Below are 19,557 nucleotides of genomic sequence, written 5' to 3'. Positions count from 1 at the left end.
AAACATAAATTTACCATTTTTTTAGAGTAATTGCTTGATTTTTATATTGGATTAATTGGTCAAATACTGTTCTTTAAGGAGATTAATGAACAGTGAATGTGGTTTTTATTTAGATGTAAAACAGATTAAAAGATTGGCTTTAACCTTGCCTTAAAATAATAAAAAAAGGCCGCTTACGCGACCTTTTTAAAATTAAATCAGCAATTAAGCAGATTTGACCGCTTCAAGAAGTTCAGCTTGGCGTTTTTTCAACGCTTCTGGCAGACGATCACCCAATTTGTTGAACAATTCAGTGTGGCTTTCAAGTTCTTTGATCCATTGATCTTTGTCTTGAGAAGTTACAAGGTCAAATTGTTCTTTAGTGAAATCAGAACCAGTCCAGTTGAGCTGTTCGTAAGTAGGTACACGGCCGATTGGAGTTTCAACAGCATCAGCACGACCTTCACAACGATCGATGATCCACTCAAGAACACGCATGTTTTGACCGAAACCAGGCCATACGAAGTTGCCTTCAGCATCACGACGGAACCAGTTCACGTTGTAGATACCAGGAAGCTTGTTACCAGCAGCAGCAGCTTTTTCGCCAACTTTCTCGCCCATTTCTAACCAGTGAGTGAAGTAGTCAGCCATGTTGTAGCCAGCAAATGGAAGCATCGCAAATGGGTCGCGACGAACGATACCTTGTTGACCAACAGCAGCAGCAGTTGTTTCAGAACCCATGGTTGCAGCTTTATAAACACCATCCACCCAGTCAAATGCTTCTGAAATTAGAGGCACTGTGTCTGCACGGCGACCACCGAAGATGAACGCAGAAATTGGAACACCTGCTGGATTTTCCCAGTCAGCATCGATAGAAGGGCATTGACCAGCAGAAACTGTGAAACGAGCGTTCGGATGAGCCGCTTTTTCTTCGCCAGTGTGTGGTTGACCTTTCCAGTTAGTCAGATTCGCAGGTGCTTCTTTAGTCAGACCTTCCCACCAAACTTCACCATTGTCAGTTACAGCAACGTTTGTATAGATCACGTCTTTATGAAGCGTTGCCATACAGTTCGGATTCGTCTTGGTATTTGTACCAGGAGCTACACCGAAGAAACCAGCTTCAGGGTTAATTGCATATAAGCGACCATCTTCACCTGGTTTGATCCAGGCAATATCGTCACCTACAGTTTCAATTTTCCAACCTTCATAACCTGCTGGTGGAATCAGCATCGCGAAGTTTGTTTTACCACAAGCAGATGGGAATGCAGCTGCGATGTAGTGTTTTTCGCCTTTAGGACTAGTCACGCCAAGGATTAACATGTGTTCAGCTAACCAGCCTTGTTGACGACCCATATAAGATGCAATACGTAAAGCCAGGCATTTTTTACCTAACAATGCGTTACCGCCGTAACCAGAACCAAATGACCAGATTTCACGAGTTTCTGGGTAGTGCACGATGTATTTTTCTTTGTTGCAAGGCCAAGCAACATCTTTTTGACCTTCTTCAAGTGGTGCACCCACAGTGTGTACGCAAGGAACAAATTCGCCATCTCTGCCTAGAACGTCATAAACAGCTTTACCCATACGAGCCATTTTAGACATGCTGACTGCCACATAAGGAGAGTCAGTTAATTCGATACCGATGTGCGCAATGTGTGAACCCAAAGGACCCATAGAGAATGGAACCACATACAGGGTGCGACCTTTCATTGAACCGTCAAACAGACCATTCAATTTTTCGCGCATAACTGCTGGATCTTCCCAGTTGTTGGTGGCGCCAGCATCTTCTTTATTTGCAGAACAGATAAAAGTACGGTCTTCAACACGAGCAACGTCAGAAGGATCAGAATTTGCAAGATAAGAACCAGGATGTTTCTCTTGGTTAAGCGCTTGCATTGTGCCGTTAGCGATCATCAAGTCGATATAACGTTGATATTCTTCTGCGCTACCGTCACACCATTCAATTTTTGCTGGTTTTGTTAATTTAGCAATTTCTTCCACCCATGCAATAAGCTTAGGGTGACGAACGAATTCTGGTGCGTTCACTTGGGTCATGGTGAGGCCTATCTCAAATGTGTACAAAATTTTGTACAAAGTACAATCTGGTCAATAAAATACTGGCCAGATGAAATATGAAAAAAAGTGGCTGTATTAAAGCATAAAATCATCAAAAAAATAAGACTAAAGAAGTGCTGGATTTTATTTGGAATATTATGCTATTTTCTGTTTAAATTTATATAAAACAATAAGATATAAATAGAATCAAAATCTTAAATATGTATTTATTATCTTTATGTATGGTATTTATTTTAATTATTTATATTTGAATCAAATATTTAATTAAAATTGATCAGTTATATTTGTTATTGATTAAATAAATGGTCGCCATTCGAATTTTACATAAAGCAACTGTTAATTGTTTATGAATTGGACAAAATGCCAATAGGTGTGCATCAATCTGTGTAAAAAATGTCTAATCAATCTAAACCCTTATCCATTATTTATAATCATAATTCTGGTTTCCGTCTATTCGACCAACAAGAAAAATATGAGCAATTACTAGATATTTTTGCAGCGCATGATTTTGAGACTAAAGCCTTTGAAATCAACGATCCAGAACAGTTCAAAAAAGTCATTGCTGAAGTGCTGCAACGGCATCAACAATCGCCGGATCATGGTGTGGTCGTAGCAGCAGGAGGAGATGGAACGCTCAATTCAGTCGCCAAACACCTGCTTGAAACTGATATTCCAGTCGGAATATTGCCTCTAGGTACTTTTAACTATGCGGCAAGATTGCTGGATATTCCCTTAGATTTGGTTGAAGCCGCACAAGTCATTGCAACGGGTCAAACCAAACGTATCCATGTGGCACTCATCAATCAGGAAATCTACCTGAACAATGCTAGTCTGGGCTTATATCCCTTATTTATTAAAAAACGTGAACACTATAATCGCATATTTGGCCGTTTCCCTTTACATGCCTATACCTCAGCACTCGATGTTTTGATTCGTGACCGTAAAGAATTAAAACTGGAAATCTGGGTAGATCAGAAGAAATATCCGGTCAAAACTCCACTGATTTTCTTTGGCAATAATCCACTTCAATTGGCTGATATGAAAATGCGGATTGCCCAAGCTGCTGAGCAAGGGAAGGTGGCTGGGGTTGTGGTTTCAAAAAGTGACAAGCTGACGTTATTTAAGCTGGTATATCAGTTAATTCGGGGCAAAATTGATGAAGCCTCCGATGTCTATAGCTTTTCCGCAGATCAGGTGCGAATTGAGTCTAAACGCAAAAAATTAATGGTTGCCATAGATGGGGAAACGGTAGAAATGACACCACCGTTAAATATTTCAGTTTTAAAAAATAGTTTAAGTGTAATGGTGCCGCATGATTCTGCATCTCTCTGATCTACATTTTGGTACAGAAAAACCTGAATGTTTGGAGGCCATCCAGCAATTTTGTCGGGATCATCCATTGGAAGCGGTGGTAGTCAGCGGCGATCTCACCCAGCGAGCACGTTTGGGACAATTTTTTGCCTGTAAACGGTTTCTGGATCAGTTAAATACGCCTTATCTGGTGATCCCGGGGAATCATGACATTCCGCTTTATCATTTATGGAATCGGTTATTTACTCCATTTACCCGTTATCAATTATTTTTTGGTGAACTTGAGCCTGTTTTAGAAACCGAACATTTTTATCTGATCGGGGTAAATTCGATTAGACGTCGATATCATACTAAAGGCCATTTATCACTTGAGCAGATTCAAAGGATTGACCTGAAACTACAGCAGGCGCCTGCTTCCAAAATCAGGATTATTGTCAGTCATCAACCTTTTTATGTGCCATTTCAGAATAGGCGGGGTTTTAAGGATATTCCCCTAATGGCCAAAATTGCACTGGAGTCCTGGTCGCAGCATGGTCTGTTTGCTGTATTGCATGGGCATTTGCATCGTACCGCAGTCTATGATTTGAACCGTATATTCGAATTGGGAGGAGATCATCCGGTTTATGATGTACATGCCGGGACTTCTGCCTCGCATCGACTACATAAGAATCAGCCGAATAGCTTTAATGCAATTGATGCAACAGGAAAAATTACGCAATATTGTTTTGATGAACAGTTAAAAACCTTTGTTCCACAGCCTGATCCCATAAATAAATAGACAAAAAATACGCAATCCATCAAAAAATCAAAAAAAAACCAATTTTTTTTCATTTTTGCCCTTGAAGCGTTTTATTCCATCTCCATAAAAAGGACATCAAAAAATTTTGATGATGACCAATGGAATAAATAAGTCGTCATCGGTGATCTAAAAAAGACTTAGTCTGATGGAGTTATTTATGAGCAACATTCGTCCATTACATGACCGCGTTGTTATTCGTCGTGTTGAAGAAGAAACAAAAACAGCTGGGGGCATCTTACTTCCAGGTTCTGCTGCTGAAAAACCTGCACAAGGTGAAATCATTGCAGTTGGTAATGGTCAAATCACTGACAATGGCGTACGCGCGTTAGACGTAAAAGTTGGCGACAAAGTATTGTTCGGTACTTATGCAGGTACAACTGTCAAAGTAAACGGCGAAGAACTTTTAATCATGAAAGAGTCTGACATTCTGGCAGTATTAGAAGCTTAATCTGCGCCAGATCGTTTTACTCATTCCAATTCAGATTTTGTAAAGATACAACAATATTCGGAGTCAAATATGTCAGCTAAAGACGTAAAATTTGGTGATTCAGCTCGTTCAAAAATGATCGCTGGTGTAAACATCCTTGCAGATGCGGTGAAAGTGACTTTAGGTCCTAAAGGCCGTAATGTTGTAATCGACCGTTCTTTCGGTGCACCGCACATCACTAAAGATGGTGTATCTGTTGCGAAAGAAATCACCCTGAAAGACAAATTCGAAAACATGGGTGCGCAACTGGTTCGCGAAGTATCTTCAAAAACCAATGACATTGCTGGTGACGGTACAACAACTGCGACTGTTCTTGCTCAAGCAATCTTAAATGAAGGTATCAAGTCAGTAACTGCGGGTATGAACCCAATGGATCTGAAACGTGGTATCGATATCGCAGTGAAAACTTTAGTTGCTGAAATCAAGGCGACTGCTCAGCCTGCTTCTGATTCTAAAGCAATTGAGCAAGTAGGTTCGATCTCTGCTAACTCTGACACTACTGTTGGTAAACTGATTGCGCAAGCAATGGAAAAAGTAGGTAAAGAGGGTGTGATCACTGTTGAAGAGGGTTCAGGCTTCGAAGATGCACTTGACGTTGTAGAGGGTATGCAGTTTGACCGTGGTTATATCTCTCCATACTTCGCAAACAAACAAGACACGCTAACTGCTGAACTTGAAAACCCATACATCCTATTGGTTGACAAGAAAATCAGTAACATCCGTGAATTGATCACTGTATTGGAAGCTGTTGCGAAAACTGGCAAACCACTTCTGATCATTGCTGAAGATGTTGAAGGCGAAGCGCTTGCAACTCTGGTTGTTAACAACATGCGCGGTATCATTAAAGTATGTGCTGTTAAAGCGCCTGGCTTCGGTGACCGTCGTAAAGCAATGCTGCAAGACATCGCGATCCTGACTGGCGGTACTGTGATTTCTGAAGAAATCGGTATGCAGTTAGACCAAACGACTCTTGAACACCTGGGTACTGCGCACAAAGTAACAGTTTCTAAAGAAAACACAGTGATTGTGGATGGCGCTGGTAATGCAGCTCAGATCTCTGACCGTGTTCAACAGATCCGTGCACAAATCGAAGAATCTACTTCTGAATACGACAAAGAAAAACTTCAAGAACGCGTAGCTAAATTGGCTGGCGGTGTTGCTGTTATCAAAATCGGTGCTGCAACTGAAGTTGAAATGAAAGAGAAGAAAGACCGTGTAGACGATGCACTTCACGCAACTCGCGCAGCGGTTGAAGAAGGTGTTGTTGCGGGTGGTGGTGTTGCACTGGTACGTGCTGCAGCTGCACTTGATGGTGTGAAGGGTGCAAATGATGACCAGAACGTAGGTATCAGCATTCTTCGTCGTGCAATTGAAGCGCCACTTCGTCAAATCGTATCTAATGCTGGTGATGAGCCTTCAGTTGTGATTAATGCAGTGAAGAACGGTGAAGGTAACTATGGTTATAACGCAGCGACAGGTGAATATGGCGATATGCTGGAAATGGGTATTCTTGACCCTGCGAAAGTAACTCGTTCTGCACTTGAGCATGCAGCTTCTGTTGCTGGCTTGATGTTAACAACAGAATGTATGATTACTGAAATTCCAGAAGAAAAACCAGCTATGCCTGATATGGGCGGCATGGGTGGTATGGGCGGTATGATGTAATTCATCGTTCGATCATATGATGTAAAAAATCCCCGCTTTTGCGGGGATTTTTTATTAAGTTATAAAATGATTAAGGTGATTTTTTAATTAATTTATAATTCAGATTACTCTGTATTTCCTTACCTGTTTCTATATCACGAGCTTCAACGAAATTATCACCTACATAAAACTTCCGGTTTTCAGCTTTTCCATCTAGGACGATAATAGAAGGTTGTTGAGGATCGAAAGTGAAGCTACCTTTGGTTTCAGCTTCATTGTTTCCAGTTTTACCTAAATATTCCTCACTCAATTCATAAGTTTTATCAGGATTAAGATCTAGTTCAACTTTAATCCCTTCGCAGTCAGCACATGGGAAAACACCTTCATATTCACCTACCCAGTTTGAGTTAACAGTAGCTTTACTGGTCATCTCGGTACTCATATTGCTTTGACTATTTATAGTCTCTGTAGTAACAGGAGCATTTGTGGTATTAGATTGAGAATCTGCGCCTGCTATATCGCGGTCATTCTGTTTAGAACATGCACTTAAACTAGTAACCGTTACTACCAGTAAAGCAGGCCATAGTATTTTTTTCATTGAAGATCATCCTCTTGTTCTTCTGTTCTAGGATTTACATTAGAAGTATGAGCTATCAATATACAGAGAGATCTTGTTAAAAATTGATTCGTTAAGTGAAACGGATTAAATATATGTAGATGAGAAACTAAGATAATTAAAATACAAAATAAGCGATTGGTTTTCTTTAGTTTTATTTTATAAACCTTAAGGTTATGATTTGATAGAAATAATTATTAAAAAGATCGGTCATGAAAGCAGAACAGGAAAATAATATCATCGCGAAAATTTATGATGCTGCTTTATTGCCTGCTTTATGGCTGGAGGTCATTCAGGATATTGTGCAATATACCCAGAGTCATAGTGCAATTTTTACCGGCCTTGATCAATTCAATCCAGCCTATGACTTTGTTTATACTTACAATATCCCGGAAGAAAGTCTGGCTACTTATCAGGAGGAACGGATTCGGGTCATTGACATGAAGCTGCACATGCCTCTATGGAATGAAATTGATATGGGGGAGGAACTTAATCAGGACTCCCGTCATTATGCGGATCAACCTGGAACAGAACAGTATATTTTTTATGAAAAATGCCTTAAGCCTACAGGGATAGGGTATATGGCGGGAGTATTGCTGGACAGAGGAAACCATCGCTGGGCAGTCATGGGACTACATCGTGCTCCACACACTCAAGGTTTTGAAGCAGCTGAACTGAATTTTCTCAAACGGATCGGCATACATTTGCGTCGCTCTTTACAGATTCATCGGCAAATCAGTTTGGTACAACAAGACAATATCAGCTTATATACCGTATTGGACTGTTTAAAAATCGGTATTATTTTGCTGGATCAGGATCTCAAGTTATCTTATTCAAATCCACTGGCACAAAGCATGATTGAAGCTTCAACGTGTTTGGAAATGGATATGCATAACCGGCTGAAAACACCGGTAGGTGATCAGGAACGTCTGGACGGATTGCTATCCAGTGCTTTGCTGGAAGATACCAATATGTCGAGTGAAATAGGTGGGGTCTTGGCTGTGCAGGATTCTAAAGGACAGCAATTGATGCTCACTGTTGTGCCTTTTAAAAGATTAAAAAAGATGCAGCAATTTTCTGAAGCTCAGCATCAGATTGCTGTATTTATGACAGACAAAAACAGGCATTATTCATTATCCAGAGCTTATTTGCAGCAAGCATATCAACTGTCGAAACGTGAATTTGATTTGTGTGAGCTTTTAATCAATGGCTATAAATTAGAAGAAATTGTAGCGAAATGTGGGATCACTTTAAGTTCAGTACGAACTTATTTTAAGAATATTTATGAAAAAACTGACTGCACTTCACAAATTGAGCTAATGCACTTATTGATGGGATGTACGATTCATTTTGAACATATTAATTAAACCTACCTAAAGATAATTCTTTAGGTAGGCAGTGCTCATTATCTAACGCGCTGTAATGTTACAGGACCTTCACCTTGTGGATGCAAGATCAGAGTTTCAGCCGATACATTAACGTTTGCAATGGTCTTGCTGCCATCGGAACTGTCTTGTAATCTGCCACATTCATTAGTATCGAATAAAACTTCAGTGGTTGTGAGTGTATTACCTGAAAGAGTAAATTTGCCATATTCAATCCCAGACCAGCCACAATCATCTCCACCTTCAGTGTCCAGGAAGAAATAATAGTTTGTGTCAAAGAAGGCAAATAAATGGGTGTCACTAAATCTCCATGCACCTACCAGACCATTAGCAGACTGTTTGACGCGGCTTAAACGGTATTCGGTATTGATCCCCGGTTCTGTCAGAATTAAGGTCGTTCCATCATAGTTTAACGTATAAGGTTTGCCTCCTGCAGGATGTGAGAGTCCCCATTCACCATTACTGTCTTGAATAATGCGCGATGAAATCACGCTTGTAGTTGCGTTCCAGTTTAACTCTCCAGTTTCAATGCCAGGCGTTCCATCACCGTCAGTAGCTTCTGCTTGACCTAAGGCATAACGACCATCTTCTAAAATATGGATTAGAACAGCGCTGTTTGCATTACGGCCAATTTCCCAAGTACCGGCAATATCTTTATAGAAAGTTGACTGGAAGTTTTCTGCAGCTTTTTCAGGTGTAATCAATTTTTCTGTGGTAACTACGCCTGTTGATACCACGTCTGTAGCAAATGCTGTAGGGGCCTTAGAAAAATCTAAACTTTTATTAAGAAGGGCATTAGCAGCTTCAGTACTGATACTAATCCCATTGTCATGATTACTATCTGTATCTAAAGACTGTAAAAGCACCATCAGGTTAGTACGTGCAATTTCAGTTTGTGGTAAATCTAAAGGCGTAACACGTTCTTTAGCTTCAATTTCTTGACCTAGTTGTACGTCACCAATCAGGAATTTAACCTTTTCTCCGTCATTAAATTTAAATTCACCTTTTTCATTAGTAACCCCTTCAGCACCACTACTGGTGATATATGTTACCCCTGAGATAATTCCATCTGTCAGTACACCAGTTTCGGTCCCGACCGGAGCTGTAGGTGGAACAGGTGATGAACCCTCTATACGATCATTATCTGAACTGCCACATGCTGTAAGTAACCCCGCTAAGGCAAGACAAATTAAAGTCTTTTTCATGAAAGTCTTCCTGAAATTTATTATGTCAGTGAAGTATAGAAAGAAAGCTAAAATCGACATATTCTAAAATTAGGATGGAAAAATATATAAATCAGTAAAATAAATTGAACTCACTATTTGCTTAAAAGAGTGAGCTTTCAATAGGAAGTGAAAGAAGAAATATTCAAATAACAATAAATTGAAAATTCTTCCTACAGTTTTAAAAATACATATATATTAATTGGTGCTTTATTGATCAGTATGTACTATCTATATTCTGCTGCATTGTTAGACTGTGGCGAAATTTTGAGAATGATTGTGATGTAGCTGTGTTTGAAAATTTAGCTGAGAAAACTTTAAATTTAATGGGCTGGAAAACCGATGACCAATGGCCCGAAGACCTTGATCAATCTGTGATGATTGCAGCGCCACATACCAGTAACTGGGATGCACTATATGCACGTTTGGCCTTGAAGGCTTTAAAAGTGAATGTGCGTCTGACCATTAAAGACAGCTATATGAAATTTCCATTTGGGCCTTTTGTACGTGCAATGGGTGGAATTGGTATTGACCGTCGTCCCAAACAACCGGGTGAGCCACGTCCAAGCATGGTTCAAGTTATGACAGATCTATTTAAACAGCATCCTAAACTAGTGATGCTGGTTACACCGGAAGGCACACGCGCCCGTCAGGAACAATGGAAAACCGGTTTTTATCACGTGGCGATCAATGCGGGTGTGCCGATTGCGCTGGCTTATATGGATTATGCAAAAAAAGAAGCGGGTGTAGGTAAAATCATTTATCCAACAGGAAATTATGAACAGGATATGGCTGAGATTATGGCGTTCTATGCCAATATTGAACCTAAATTTCCTGAAAAATTCAGTATTGATCAGCGCTATTTTTGATTTTAGGAAAAAGAAAAGCAGAGGGATGAACTCTGCTTTTCTGTACGATATATAAATACCGAATTTAATTTTGATTCTCTTCAGATAAAATTCCCCCCAGATTCTGGCAGGCATCTTTATAAAGATTGTATTGCTGTTCTACCACTTCATATAAAGGCAGGTCAAAAAGCTCTTCACCTTGATGATATTGCTCAATATAAGACTCGACCTTGGTTTTGCTGCTGTACAGCATGTGTTGATAATAATCCGTCATACTACTGTGTGGCATTTGCGCTGTATCAATCTTGGCACAATTGAAGTTTTGCAGAAGCTGTTCTGACTTTTTAAGATCATTGGACATACAACCTGCCAGTAATATGCTACTGAGCAATGCCGTTAGGAGTTTCATAGAAAAAGATGAACTTTGATGGGGAGCGCACTATTGTAGAAGTAAATGCGCTATGCAAAAGTAGTTTTATTCAACAACTGGTCAAAAAATAGAAGAATAAAATTTAGAATCTCATTCTTCCTTGGCGATCTTTAACCTTTAACCAGTCCGCCATCGACAATCAGGTTTTGACCTGTCACTGCACGTGAATAAGGTGACAGGAACATCAGAATAGCAGACGCAAATTCCTCAGGTGTAATCACGCGGCGCAGAGGAGTGGACTGAGCAATCAGGTCAAAGACAAAGTCAGGTGTTGCTTTACTTGCATCCGTGGTTTGCAGTAATCCGCCTGAAAGCATGTTCACGTTAATCCCATACTGACCAAGATCTTGCGCAGTAGTTCGGGTAAAGGCCAATAGCGCCGCTTTCGCAGTCGTATAATCATGATAAGGAACGACAGGGTTTTGAACCAGGTTAGTCCCAATATTCACGATACGACCAAAATGTGCCTGTTTCATATCTTCTAATGCAGCTTGTGTTGTATTTAAACAGGCCTGAACTGCTCCACTAAACTGACGGGACATACTTTCCCAGGTCAGATCTTCAACTTTAGGTCGCTCATCACCATTAAACTCAAACTGCACCAGCGCATTATTAATAACGGAATGGACGGCTTCTCCGAAATGGGCCTTGCTGGCAGCAAATAAAGCTTTTACTTGGTCAGCTTGTGTTACATCTGCCTGATAGGCAAAGACCTGATCAGGATACTGATTTTGTAAAGCTTCAGCTTGGGTTTTGCTGCTATGGTAATTTACTACCACACGTGCACCTTCCTGTATCAGGAGCTGTGTAATAGCTAGTCCCAGTCCACGAGCACCACCAGTCACAAGTACAATTTGATCACGAATTTGCATCGCTTATATCCGCTTAGAGAATCATCCAGGCTAACATAACAGCAATAGGGCTGAAAGCAAAGTGATGTAAGGCTCTAGAGCTGCTCTATCGCGAAAATGAATCAATGCCTTCCTTGATCAGGAGAAAGCAGCCCGAGCTGAAGAGCAAGCCTAAGACAATCTGTTTAAAACGTAATTCTGAAATTCGATGAAACAGACGTGCGCCTAAAATAGCGGGAATACTTACAGCCAGAATGAGTACCGCTATATAGGGGAGGTGAGTCTGATTTAAGGTGCCTTGCAGTAAATAGGCGGCTAAGGTAAACACCTGTATGGCAAAATTAAAATGACGCAATATATAGCGCTGCTGTTCTTTCGGTAGCTGCTTTAGCATTAACCACGCAGATGGTACAGAACCACAGAATTCTCCTAAACCTCCTAAAATGCCACCAACCAAACCAATCCCTGCATCCGCAGTGTTACCTGAATGCTGAATCAATTTAACCTGTGGATTAAGTAACATCAGTGGACACCAGATCACGAGAAATATACCAAGCAAAATACGAAAAGTGCCCGCTTCAACGATATTCAGTAACCAGGTGCCGAGTGGGACACCGATCAGACCAGCAATTAAATAAGGTAGATATAAGGTTCGGTGCAGGTGAGGAAGTTTAGGCTCATTAGATAATGAAATGAGGTGACTCCACACCGAGGTAAAAACCACTAAAGGCGCAGCAAGTTGAGGACTCAATCCCCATACACAGAATGACATGGCAATTAATGCAAAAGCAAAACCGGTAAGTCCCTGTACAAATCCTGCGATAATTGCACCAAGAATAAAGAGTAGCCAGGTCGTCATAAAAATCAGGGTATTGGAAAAGTTTGTAGTATTCAAAATATGGTCAGAAAAACCAAGCAGATCCTTAGCTGTATTTATGCAAATCTAAGTGTAAATATGCATAAATGATTTTTATTAAATCCGAGACAAATCCTTTGATTAAGTATGGAAAATGAACAAAATCATACAAGAGTGCAACAATGGCTTCGCGTACTCTTCATGAAATCACTTGATACTAATTGAGGGCGGTATAGAGGTGATGAACATGAAAAAAATGATATTACTGTCATCTGTATTGGCAGTAGCGCTAACAGGCTGTGTGGTTGATCCTTGGGATGAAGGTTATCGCGGTCATCATGATCGTAATGGACATGATGATCGGGATCGTGGTGATAAGGACTGGAAAAAACATAAAGATCATCGTGACTGGAAACGTGATAGAGGCGATCGGGACTGGCGTCGTAATCGTTAATCGTTACCTTCCATTTATAAAAAAGGATCCCTTTAAGGAGTCCTTTTTTATTTGGGCATTGAATATAAGTAGGTCTTAAGCCGCTTTTTTCTGATACAGCCCTGCGCGTACTGTACCGGCTTTGGTATTTTTAACTAAACGCCATGAACTTGGTAACTTCAATGTACTCAGTTCACGATCGGCTTCTACATAGATAAAACCATCTTCTTTGATCAGTGGATCAGCTTGAGCAGCCAGAGTTTCCCATAGATCCAGACTATAAGGAGGGTCTAGAAAGACCAGATCAAACTGCTGTTTCAGGCTGGTTAATGCTTGTTGTGCTGTCGCAATTTTAAGTTGTGCACGTGCTTTGGTGACTTTGAGTAATTCCAGATTTTGGGTGAGGAACTGTGCCTGAGTACGATCCGGTTCAATCATCACTACCGAAGCCGCACCACGTGATAATGCTTCAAAAGATAAAGCGCCCGAACCGGTACACAGATCCAAGACACAGGCATTCTGGACATCCCACATCAGCCAGTTAAATAAAGTTTCACGCACACGGTCAGGTGTGGGACGTAATCCTTCGATACTGGCAAAAGCCAATTGACGGCGTTTCCAGTCACCGCCAATAATTCTAAGTTGATTTTTCATGAATTATTCCTGATCGTCATTGGCTGCAGGAGCAGAGCGAGTAGTTGCAGGTTGCGGATTGTTTGGCTGTGCATGGGTCGCCTGACTGCCTTCTTGCGTTGGGGTCGCATTCGGATCTGCGCTTAACAGATTTGGTCCACTTGGCAATTCACCCGGTTTAATACCTGCTGTCATAAGACCGCCACTGATTTGATGGCCGGCAGGGTGAATCGGATTTTTATCGCGAGACAGTAACCAGTAATCAAATAACGGTTTAGCCAGTTGTGCAGCAGAACCACCATGTCGACCATTTTCCCAGACAACGACTACTGCAATTTCAGGGGTTTCAGCAGGAGCAAAACCAACAAACAGACCATGATCCAGCTGGCGTTCAGTCAGCAGGGCTTCATTATAGCGCTTACCTTGCGCAATACTTTTCACCTGTGCCGTACCGGTTTTACCTGCGATTTGATACATCGGTGTGCGGATTCCGCGACCTGTACCTGACTGAACCACATCGATCATCGCATCACGCATTTTGATCCAGTCATCTGGTTGACCATTAAAGTCGATTTTACCATTGGTAGCATTATGTACGGTGAAAGGTTTTGCCCCTTTACTTTCACGCAGTACGTGAGGCGTAACATGTGAGCCTTGATTTGCTGTAATAGCAGTTGCCATAGCGAGCTGTAATGGTGTGGCGGTAAATGCACCCTGACCAATACTCACCGAAATGGTTTCACCACGTGACCATTTGGATTTACGGGTACGCATTTTCCATTCAGGACTTGGGTAAAGACCTGAACTTTCACTTGGTAAATCCACACCGGTTTTTTCGCCAAAGCCGAACTGGCGCATCCAGCTATTCATTTTTTCAATGCCCATCCGATAGGACATGACATAGAAATAGGTGTCGCAGGACACCACTTGAGCTTTATGCAGATTCACAGCACCATGACCAGTTTTCTTATGGTCACGGAAGCGGTGGCTATCGCCCGGTAAGGTAAAGTAGCCCGGGTCAGAAATCGCTGTACTCCAGTCGACCAGTCCATAATGCAGACCGCCCATACCAAACATCGGTTTGATCGTTGAACCTGGAGGATAAGCCCCTTGAACAGCACGGTTATAAAGTGGTTGATCTAAACTGTCACGAAGACCTGAATAATCTTTGCTACTAATCCCGGTGACAAATAAATTAGGGTTAAAACTTGGACTGGAAACCAGCGCTAGAATTTCACCTGTACGTGGGTCAATTGCGACAATAGCACCACGACGACCGGCCAGTTGTTCAGTGGCAATGGTTTGTAGACCATAATCCAGTGATAAATACAGATCATTACCGCGTACCGGCTCTTTACGGCCTAAGTGACGCAGAACATTACCGAAAGCATCAGCCTCAACAGATTCATTACCCGGCACACCATGTAAGAGATCTTCATAGTATTTTTCTACCCCGATTTTCCCGATCAGGTTAGACCCGGCATAGAGATCCTTATCAATTTCTTTAAGTTCTTTGTCATTAATACGGCCGACATAACCAATCACATGCGCAAAGAGTTCACCATGCGGATAGTAACGGGTCATCTGGGTTTCAATATTGACGCCCGGAAATAGATATTTTACTTCACTAAAACGGGCAATATCATTTTCATTCAGATTCAGCTTGATCGATACCCGCTCAGTTTTACGCGCCGTCTTGACTCGTGCCTGAAAACGTTCAATATCTTCTTCAGTCAATTCCAGAATCGGTGTAAGACGTTTCAGCGTATCATCAATATCTTGTACATCGGCGCGGCTTAAAGTGGCCGTGAAAACAGGATAATTATCGGCAAGCAGAATACCGTTACGATCGTAAATATAACCGCGTGCTGGGGCTAAGGGCTGCAGGCGAATACGGTTCTGGTCAGAAGCCGTAGAGAAGGTTTCAAAATTAAAAATTTGCAAATAGGCATAGCGGCTGATCAGCAGCAGCATAAAGAAAATCACAATACCGACAGAGATCCAGACCCGACTGCTATAGATGCGCTTTTCTTGTTGTGCATTTTTTAAAGGAAAGTGCTGCTTCATACGCGATCGACTTAAGACCAGAGGGAAAGGAATCAAAGTGGAGTATTCTAGCGCAACTGTACGGGATTTGATAATGAAAACTGGCTGTAGCAATTCCTGTGTTTAAACTTTGACTTTGCAGACATGAAAATTGTAAAGTGCTGTATACAAGAGTTTTAATAATTCTGATAAAGTCAAAATTAAATAAAAATAGGACTCTACCAAAAACTATAATTAAGGAAGATGGTGAAGGAATGAACAAAGTTTACCCTTTGTTGGCATTTGCATTCTTTGCAAATGGGGTATATGCACATGATCAAGTGAATAATACGACAAACAGAACTGAGGATCGTGAGCCTAAAGTATTTAATGTTGGGGTCGGATTTACCCAGAAACTTATCCATCTAAACACTGAATGGGTGAATCCTTATGGGATTGCTTATGTGAAAGGTGGTGCTTTTCTCAACGATGATCGTACAGTTGGAGCACAAGTCGGCTTTCGTTATCCTGCACACCTCACCGGCAAGGACAAAAATGGTTATTATGTAGGGGCTTATGCCGGTCATATCGATAGCAAACAGGTCGAGAGCAAATACGAAAGCCGTTTAGGTGGGGGCATTGATCTGGCTTATGTTTTGCTTAGTTCAGAACGGATCAGTAGTTTTAGTATCGGTATTGGGGCGGGGGAGAAATTACAGGACAGTAATGGTCGCGTTGTAGCCGAAACTGAACCCAGACTACAATTCTCCTATACTTTAAGTATCGGTTTATAGACAAAATATTCAACTTTATTAAAACCTGTATTCTGTGAACAAAAAATTAAATATGGAATTTATGCATGCTTGAGTACGTCAATGAATTGTGGCAAGCCTTCTTGAATCGCCCAGATTTTTGGGCAGTGCTCAGCATTATCCCGGTGACCGCATTCGTAACATGGGCTCACGTGTGGATGGCGCTAAAAATGGTGTTTTATCCAATTAATTTTTGGGGTTTTCATGTCGGGCCACTTCCTGTTGGCTGGCAAGGTATTGTGCCGCGTAAAGCTGGAAGAATCTCGGGAATTATCACGGATAATACCTTATCTAAATTGGGTTCTATCCAAGAGTTCTTGCAGGCAATGGATCCGGATGATATGGCACGTATTATCGGGGAACAGGTCGGTTTTGAACTCGAACATCTGATTGATGAAGTCATGATGGACCGTAATGCGGTGCTATGGGAAAACTTGCCTTATTCAATCAAGCGCCGTATTTATGCCCAAGCCCATAAACAGCTGCCACAGGTATTAAAAGAATTAGTGACTGAACTGACCATGAACGTCGAGTCACTGGTCGATATGCGTGACATGGTAGTCAGTCAAATGGAAGGTGATCGCCGTTTAATGGTGCGCATGTTCCTGAAAGTCGGGCAGAAAGAAATTAACTTTATCTGGCATATCAGTGCCCTGATCGGGATGTTCTTTGGCCTGTTCCAGATGGTGGTCTGGTTTGTGGTTCCATGGCACTGGACCGTACCTTTCTGGGCTGCTATCTGGGGCTTCCTGACCAACTGGATTGCGATCTGGATGGTATTTAATCCGGTAGAACCGCATTATATTAAATACCCGCAATTCTTTAAGCGTACAGTCGATCATAGATTCCCTTGGATCAAGCCGGTGATTCCTCGAATTGGCACCTATAACATACAAGGCGCATTTATGAAACGTCAGGAGGAAGTCTCTGACGTATTTGCAAGTGTGGTCACAGAAGATCTGATTACGCTAAAATCGATCATGACAGAAATGATGTATGGTGGTAAAAAAGATAAAACCCGCCGTATTGTCAAACGTCATATTAACGAAATTATGGAAACACCGCTGGTTCGGACCTCTTTACAGTTGTCTTTAGGGCCAAAAGAGTATGCAAAACTCAAGACAGACTTGATCGATCGCTCGATTGAAATTACGATGGTGCCTGTAAGCGACCCTGCGTTTAATGCGAGCCGTGCACAGAAGATCTACCAAATGTTTAGAGACCGCATACGTGATTTGACGCCTAACGAGTTTCAGAATCTATTACGTCCTGCTTTTCAGGAAGATGAATGGATCTTGATTGTCCTGGGGGGAGTTACCGGTTTTGTTGCGGGTTTAATCCATTTGTTTGTGGCTTTCTTATAATTAGATGCCAAAGAGCAGCACACGTTTTGGTCGTGTGCAGCTGGGTATCTTATACATAGTTAAAAAATGAGGATGTTTATATATGCGCATTATCTTACTCGGACCACCTGGAGCAGGTAAAGGTACACAAGCTCAGTTGATCTGTAAGCGCTACAATATCCCACAAATTTCAACCGGTGATATGCTCCGTGCTGCAATTCGTGAAGGAACTGAATTAGGTCTACAAGCCAAAAGCGTCATGGACGATGGCGGTTTGGTTTCTGATGAATTGATCATTGGTCTGGTCAAAGAGCGTATTGCACAACCTGACTGTGCAAATGGCTGCATCTTTGATGGTTTCCCACGTACGATTCCTCAAGCTGAAGCGCTGGAAAAAGAAGGCATTGCAATTGATCATGTGATTGAAATTGATGTGCCGGATGAAGAAATCGTTCAACGTCTATCTGGTCGTCGTCAACACCCGGCGTCTGGTCGTGTTTATCACATCGTTTACAACCCACCAAAAGTGGAAGGTAAAGATGATGAAACTGGTGAAGATTTGGTACAACGTCCAGATGACCAGGAAGAAACTATTCGTCGCCGTTTAGGTTCATACCACACTGAAACTGAACAGCTGGTTGGCTTCTATCAAGGCCGTGCAGCTTCAGGCGAAAATGCACCGACTTATGACAAGTTAAACGGTCTACGTCCAATCGAAGAAGTTCAAAAAGATCTGTTCGCGATTCTGGATCAAGCAAAATAATCGGTTTCCGATCATTTTGACTTTCAAAGAGCCCTAAGTCATATTAGGGCTCTTTTTATTGCGTTGTTCAAAAGGATCTGCCGTGAAATTTGCTGTATTGGGATTGATGATTGTATTTCTGGCAGTACTGTTTGCACTGTTCTATGTCAGCTTCAAGATGCTGAAAAAAGTACGTCAGGAAGAACGTGCTGAAAATGCGGGTAAGGTACCTGAGCGTCAGCTGCATCCTAAATTACAGGCCGAGCTTGAGCAAAAGCGCAAGCAAGAACAGGCTGAGCAAAATAAAAAATAAAAAAATTTCGAGTACTTAAATTAAAAAAGCTGAACCTAAAGTTCAGCTTCAATATTTTTCACCGGAATAGCGCGACCTGCGCCAAATTCAAAACGGTCCGGCCAGTTACAGACATCGGCGACTACACATTCGTGACACTTTGGTTTACGTGCGATGCAGCAATAGCGGCCATGTAAAATCAGCCAGTGATGTGAATCAATAATAAATTCTTTTGGAATCACTTTTACCAGACGATGCTCGACCTCAAGCACGTTTTTACCTACTGCCAACCCGGTACGGTTACCAACACGAAAGATATGTGTATCCACAGCCATAGTGGGCTGGCCAAAGGCGGTATTCAGCACCACATTCGCGGTTTTACGGCCTACACCCGGTAAAGCTTCCAAATCTGCACGATTATCCGGTACCATGCTGTTATGCTTCTTGATGAGCATTTCACAAGCTTTAATGACGTTCACAGCTTTGGAGTTATACAGGCCAATCGTTTTAATATATTCCTTCAGCCCATCCACACCGAGTGCATAAATCGCTTCCGGTGTATTGGCGACAGGAAACAGTTTATCAGTCGCTTTATTCACGCTTACATCCGTAGCCTGGGCAGACAGGGTCACCGCAACCAGTAATTCAAATGGGCTGGAATAGTTCAGTTCAGTTTTCGGATTCGGACGCTGTTCACGCAGGCGCTCAAAGAAAGTTTGAATCTGTTTTTTAGTCATGTTTTTTACAGGTTTAGCTGTTACTGTTGTCATGA

Annotated in this window: 20 protein-coding genes; 11 read left to right on the top strand and 9 right to left on the bottom strand. The window is 41.7% G+C overall.

Annotated features, from left to right (window positions below):
* Positions 1 to 204: 204 nt before the first annotated feature.
* Positions 205 to 2,034: a phosphoenolpyruvate carboxykinase (GTP) gene (locus B3J29_RS02665; RefSeq protein WP_286964315.1), complete on the bottom strand. Its 1,830-nt coding sequence runs from the start codon at positions 2,032 to 2,034 to the stop codon at positions 205 to 207.
* A gap of 414 nt (positions 2,035 to 2,448) precedes the next feature.
* Here B3J29_RS02665 and B3J29_RS02660 point away from each other — a divergent pair, with 414 nt between their 5' ends.
* The 4 genes from B3J29_RS02660 (at position 2,449) to groL (ending at position 6,317) form a co-directional block, all read left to right on the top strand.
* Entirely contained in the window at positions 2,449 to 3,387 is a 939-nt protein-coding gene (locus tag B3J29_RS02660) for a diacylglycerol/lipid kinase family protein (RefSeq protein WP_286964314.1), read from the top strand.
* Complete coding sequence (locus B3J29_RS02655) at positions 3,368 to 4,144, top strand: metallophosphoesterase family protein (protein ID WP_286964313.1); 777 nt, start codon at positions 3,368 to 3,370, stop codon at positions 4,142 to 4,144. Before B3J29_RS02660 ends, B3J29_RS02655 begins: the two co-directional genes overlap by 20 nt.
* Before the next feature lie 178 nt (positions 4,145 to 4,322).
* Positions 4,323 to 4,613, top strand: coding sequence for a co-chaperone GroES (locus tag B3J29_RS02650; RefSeq protein ID WP_004646315.1), 291 nt, complete (start codon positions 4,323 to 4,325; stop codon positions 4,611 to 4,613).
* A 69-nt stretch (positions 4,614 to 4,682) separates the two neighbouring features.
* On the top strand, positions 4,683 to 6,317 hold the full coding sequence (gene groL, locus B3J29_RS02645) for a chaperonin GroEL (RefSeq protein WP_286964312.1): 1,635 nt from the start codon (positions 4,683 to 4,685) through the stop codon (positions 6,315 to 6,317).
* Positions 6,318 to 6,387: 70 nt separating this feature from the next.
* Here groL and B3J29_RS02640 read toward each other — a convergent pair whose 3' ends face one another.
* Positions 6,388 to 6,894 (bottom strand): copper resistance protein NlpE, encoded by a 507-nt coding sequence (locus B3J29_RS02640; protein ID WP_286964311.1) that lies wholly within the window; start codon positions 6,892 to 6,894, stop codon positions 6,388 to 6,390.
* Positions 6,895 to 7,124: 230 nt separating this feature from the next.
* Here B3J29_RS02640 and B3J29_RS02635 point away from each other — a divergent pair, with 230 nt between their 5' ends.
* Complete coding sequence (locus tag B3J29_RS02635; protein WP_286964309.1) at positions 7,125 to 8,279, top strand: helix-turn-helix transcriptional regulator; 1,155 nt, start codon at positions 7,125 to 7,127, stop codon at positions 8,277 to 8,279.
* Positions 8,280 to 8,317: 38 nt separating this feature from the next.
* Here B3J29_RS02635 and B3J29_RS02630 read toward each other — a convergent pair whose 3' ends face one another.
* Positions 8,318 to 9,502, bottom strand: coding sequence for a hypothetical protein (locus B3J29_RS02630; RefSeq protein ID WP_286964308.1), 1,185 nt, complete (start codon positions 9,500 to 9,502; stop codon positions 8,318 to 8,320).
* Between the two features lie 344 nt (positions 9,503 to 9,846).
* On the opposite strand from B3J29_RS02630, the gene B3J29_RS02625 reads away from it, so the two are divergent.
* Entirely contained in the window at positions 9,847 to 10,389 is a 543-nt protein-coding gene (locus B3J29_RS02625; RefSeq protein WP_286964352.1) for a 1-acyl-sn-glycerol-3-phosphate acyltransferase, read from the top strand.
* A gap of 64 nt (positions 10,390 to 10,453) precedes the next feature.
* Here the strand turns inward: B3J29_RS02625 and B3J29_RS02620 are convergent, their stop codons facing one another.
* The 3 genes from B3J29_RS02620 to B3J29_RS02610 form a co-directional block, all read right to left on the bottom strand.
* Positions 10,454 to 10,777, bottom strand: coding sequence for a hypothetical protein (locus B3J29_RS02620; RefSeq protein ID WP_286964307.1), 324 nt, complete (start codon positions 10,775 to 10,777; stop codon positions 10,454 to 10,456).
* Positions 10,778 to 10,908: 131 nt separating this feature from the next.
* Positions 10,909 to 11,670: a 3-oxoacyl-ACP reductase gene (locus B3J29_RS02615; protein ID WP_286964306.1), complete on the bottom strand. Its 762-nt coding sequence runs from the start codon at positions 11,668 to 11,670 to the stop codon at positions 10,909 to 10,911.
* Positions 11,671 to 11,755: 85 nt separating this feature from the next.
* Positions 11,756 to 12,508, bottom strand: coding sequence for a sulfite exporter TauE/SafE family protein (locus tag B3J29_RS02610; protein ID WP_286964351.1), 753 nt, complete (start codon positions 12,506 to 12,508; stop codon positions 11,756 to 11,758).
* 244 nt (positions 12,509 to 12,752) lie between these two features.
* Here B3J29_RS02610 and B3J29_RS02605 point away from each other — a divergent pair, with 244 nt between their 5' ends.
* A complete protein-coding gene (locus B3J29_RS02605) occupies positions 12,753 to 12,959 on the top strand; it encodes a hypothetical protein (RefSeq protein WP_034703678.1) in 207 nt (68 codons plus the stop codon).
* 75 nt (positions 12,960 to 13,034) lie between these two features.
* Here B3J29_RS02605 and rsmD read toward each other — a convergent pair whose 3' ends face one another.
* Both rsmD and mrdA read right to left on the bottom strand, forming a co-directional pair.
* The gene (gene rsmD, locus B3J29_RS02600; protein ID WP_125278716.1) at positions 13,035 to 13,592 is read right to left on the bottom strand and encodes a 16S rRNA (guanine(966)-N(2))-methyltransferase RsmD; all 558 of its coding nucleotides are present in this window, start codon (positions 13,590 to 13,592) and stop codon (positions 13,035 to 13,037) included.
* A 3-nt stretch (positions 13,593 to 13,595) separates the two neighbouring features.
* Positions 13,596 to 15,638: a penicillin-binding protein 2 gene (gene mrdA / locus B3J29_RS02595; protein WP_286964304.1), complete on the bottom strand. Its 2,043-nt coding sequence runs from the start codon at positions 15,636 to 15,638 to the stop codon at positions 13,596 to 13,598.
* Between the two features lie 233 nt (positions 15,639 to 15,871).
* On the opposite strand from mrdA, the gene B3J29_RS02590 reads away from it, so the two are divergent.
* The 4 genes from B3J29_RS02590 (at position 15,872) to B3J29_RS02575 (ending at position 18,806) form a co-directional block, all read left to right on the top strand.
* Positions 15,872 to 16,390, top strand: coding sequence for a hypothetical protein (locus B3J29_RS02590; RefSeq protein WP_286964302.1), 519 nt, complete (start codon positions 15,872 to 15,874; stop codon positions 16,388 to 16,390).
* Between the two features lie 65 nt (positions 16,391 to 16,455).
* Positions 16,456 to 17,772, top strand: coding sequence for a hypothetical protein (locus tag B3J29_RS02585; protein WP_262737918.1), 1,317 nt, complete (start codon positions 16,456 to 16,458; stop codon positions 17,770 to 17,772).
* 82 nt (positions 17,773 to 17,854) lie between these two features.
* Positions 17,855 to 18,514 (top strand): adenylate kinase, encoded by a 660-nt coding sequence (gene adk / locus B3J29_RS02580; RefSeq protein ID WP_286964301.1) that lies wholly within the window; start codon positions 17,855 to 17,857, stop codon positions 18,512 to 18,514.
* Positions 18,515 to 18,596: 82 nt separating this feature from the next.
* Positions 18,597 to 18,806 carry a hypothetical protein gene (locus B3J29_RS02575; protein ID WP_034170490.1) on the top strand — a complete coding sequence of 70 codons (210 nt, stop codon included), beginning with the start codon at positions 18,597 to 18,599 and terminating at the stop codon, positions 18,804 to 18,806.
* A gap of 35 nt (positions 18,807 to 18,841) precedes the next feature.
* On the opposite strand, the gene nth is transcribed toward B3J29_RS02575, so the two are convergent.
* Positions 18,842 to 19,555 carry an endonuclease III gene (nth, locus tag B3J29_RS02570; RefSeq protein WP_286964300.1) on the bottom strand — a complete coding sequence of 238 codons (714 nt, stop codon included), beginning with the start codon at positions 19,553 to 19,555 and terminating at the stop codon, positions 18,842 to 18,844.
* Positions 19,556 to 19,557 lie beyond the last annotated feature (2 nt).

Source organism: Acinetobacter sp. UBA5984, from assembly GCF_002429925.1.
In the GTDB taxonomy this organism is placed as follows: domain Bacteria; phylum Pseudomonadota; class Gammaproteobacteria; order Pseudomonadales; family Moraxellaceae; genus Acinetobacter; species Acinetobacter variabilis.
This window is presented reverse-complemented; position numbering and strand designations above follow the sequence as displayed.

What these genes read in the sequence shown, in the direction of transcription:
- B3J29_RS02665 (WP_286964315.1), bottom strand. Translation starts at nt 2,034, where the DNA reads ATGACCCAAGTGAACGCACCAGAATTCGTTCGTCACCCTAAGCTTATT.
- B3J29_RS02660 (WP_286964314.1), top strand. Translation starts at nt 2,449, where the DNA reads ATGTCTAATCAATCTAAACCCTTATCCATTATTTATAATCATAATTCT.
- B3J29_RS02655 (WP_286964313.1), top strand. Translation starts at nt 3,368, where the DNA reads ATGATTCTGCATCTCTCTGATCTACATTTTGGTACAGAAAAACCTGAA.
- B3J29_RS02650 (WP_004646315.1), top strand. Translation starts at nt 4,323, where the DNA reads ATGAGCAACATTCGTCCATTACATGACCGCGTTGTTATTCGTCGTGTT.
- groL (WP_286964312.1), top strand. Translation starts at nt 4,683, where the DNA reads ATGTCAGCTAAAGACGTAAAATTTGGTGATTCAGCTCGTTCAAAAATG.
- B3J29_RS02640 (WP_286964311.1), bottom strand. Translation starts at nt 6,894, where the DNA reads ATGAAAAAAATACTATGGCCTGCTTTACTGGTAGTAACGGTTACTAGT.
- B3J29_RS02635 (WP_286964309.1), top strand. Translation starts at nt 7,125, where the DNA reads ATGAAAGCAGAACAGGAAAATAATATCATCGCGAAAATTTATGATGCT.
- B3J29_RS02630 (WP_286964308.1), bottom strand. Translation starts at nt 9,502, where the DNA reads ATGAAAAAGACTTTAATTTGTCTTGCCTTAGCGGGGTTACTTACAGCA.
- B3J29_RS02625 (WP_286964352.1), top strand. Translation starts at nt 9,847, where the DNA reads ATGGGCTGGAAAACCGATGACCAATGGCCCGAAGACCTTGATCAATCT.
- B3J29_RS02620 (WP_286964307.1), bottom strand. Translation starts at nt 10,777, where the DNA reads ATGAAACTCCTAACGGCATTGCTCAGTAGCATATTACTGGCAGGTTGT.
- B3J29_RS02615 (WP_286964306.1), bottom strand. Translation starts at nt 11,670, where the DNA reads ATGCAAATTCGTGATCAAATTGTACTTGTGACTGGTGGTGCTCGTGGA.
- B3J29_RS02610 (WP_286964351.1), bottom strand. Translation starts at nt 12,508, where the DNA reads ATGACGACCTGGCTACTCTTTATTCTTGGTGCAATTATCGCAGGATTT.
- B3J29_RS02605 (WP_034703678.1), top strand. Translation starts at nt 12,753, where the DNA reads ATGAAAAAAATGATATTACTGTCATCTGTATTGGCAGTAGCGCTAACA.
- rsmD (WP_125278716.1), bottom strand. Translation starts at nt 13,592, where the DNA reads ATGAAAAATCAACTTAGAATTATTGGCGGTGACTGGAAACGCCGTCAA.
- mrdA (WP_286964304.1), bottom strand. Translation starts at nt 15,638, where the DNA reads ATGAAGCAGCACTTTCCTTTAAAAAATGCACAACAAGAAAAGCGCATC.
- B3J29_RS02590 (WP_286964302.1), top strand. Translation starts at nt 15,872, where the DNA reads ATGAACAAAGTTTACCCTTTGTTGGCATTTGCATTCTTTGCAAATGGG.
- B3J29_RS02585 (WP_262737918.1), top strand. Translation starts at nt 16,456, where the DNA reads ATGCTTGAGTACGTCAATGAATTGTGGCAAGCCTTCTTGAATCGCCCA.
- adk (WP_286964301.1), top strand. Translation starts at nt 17,855, where the DNA reads ATGCGCATTATCTTACTCGGACCACCTGGAGCAGGTAAAGGTACACAA.
- nth (WP_286964300.1), bottom strand. Translation starts at nt 19,555, where the DNA reads ATGACAACAGTAACAGCTAAACCTGTAAAAAACATGACTAAAAAACAG.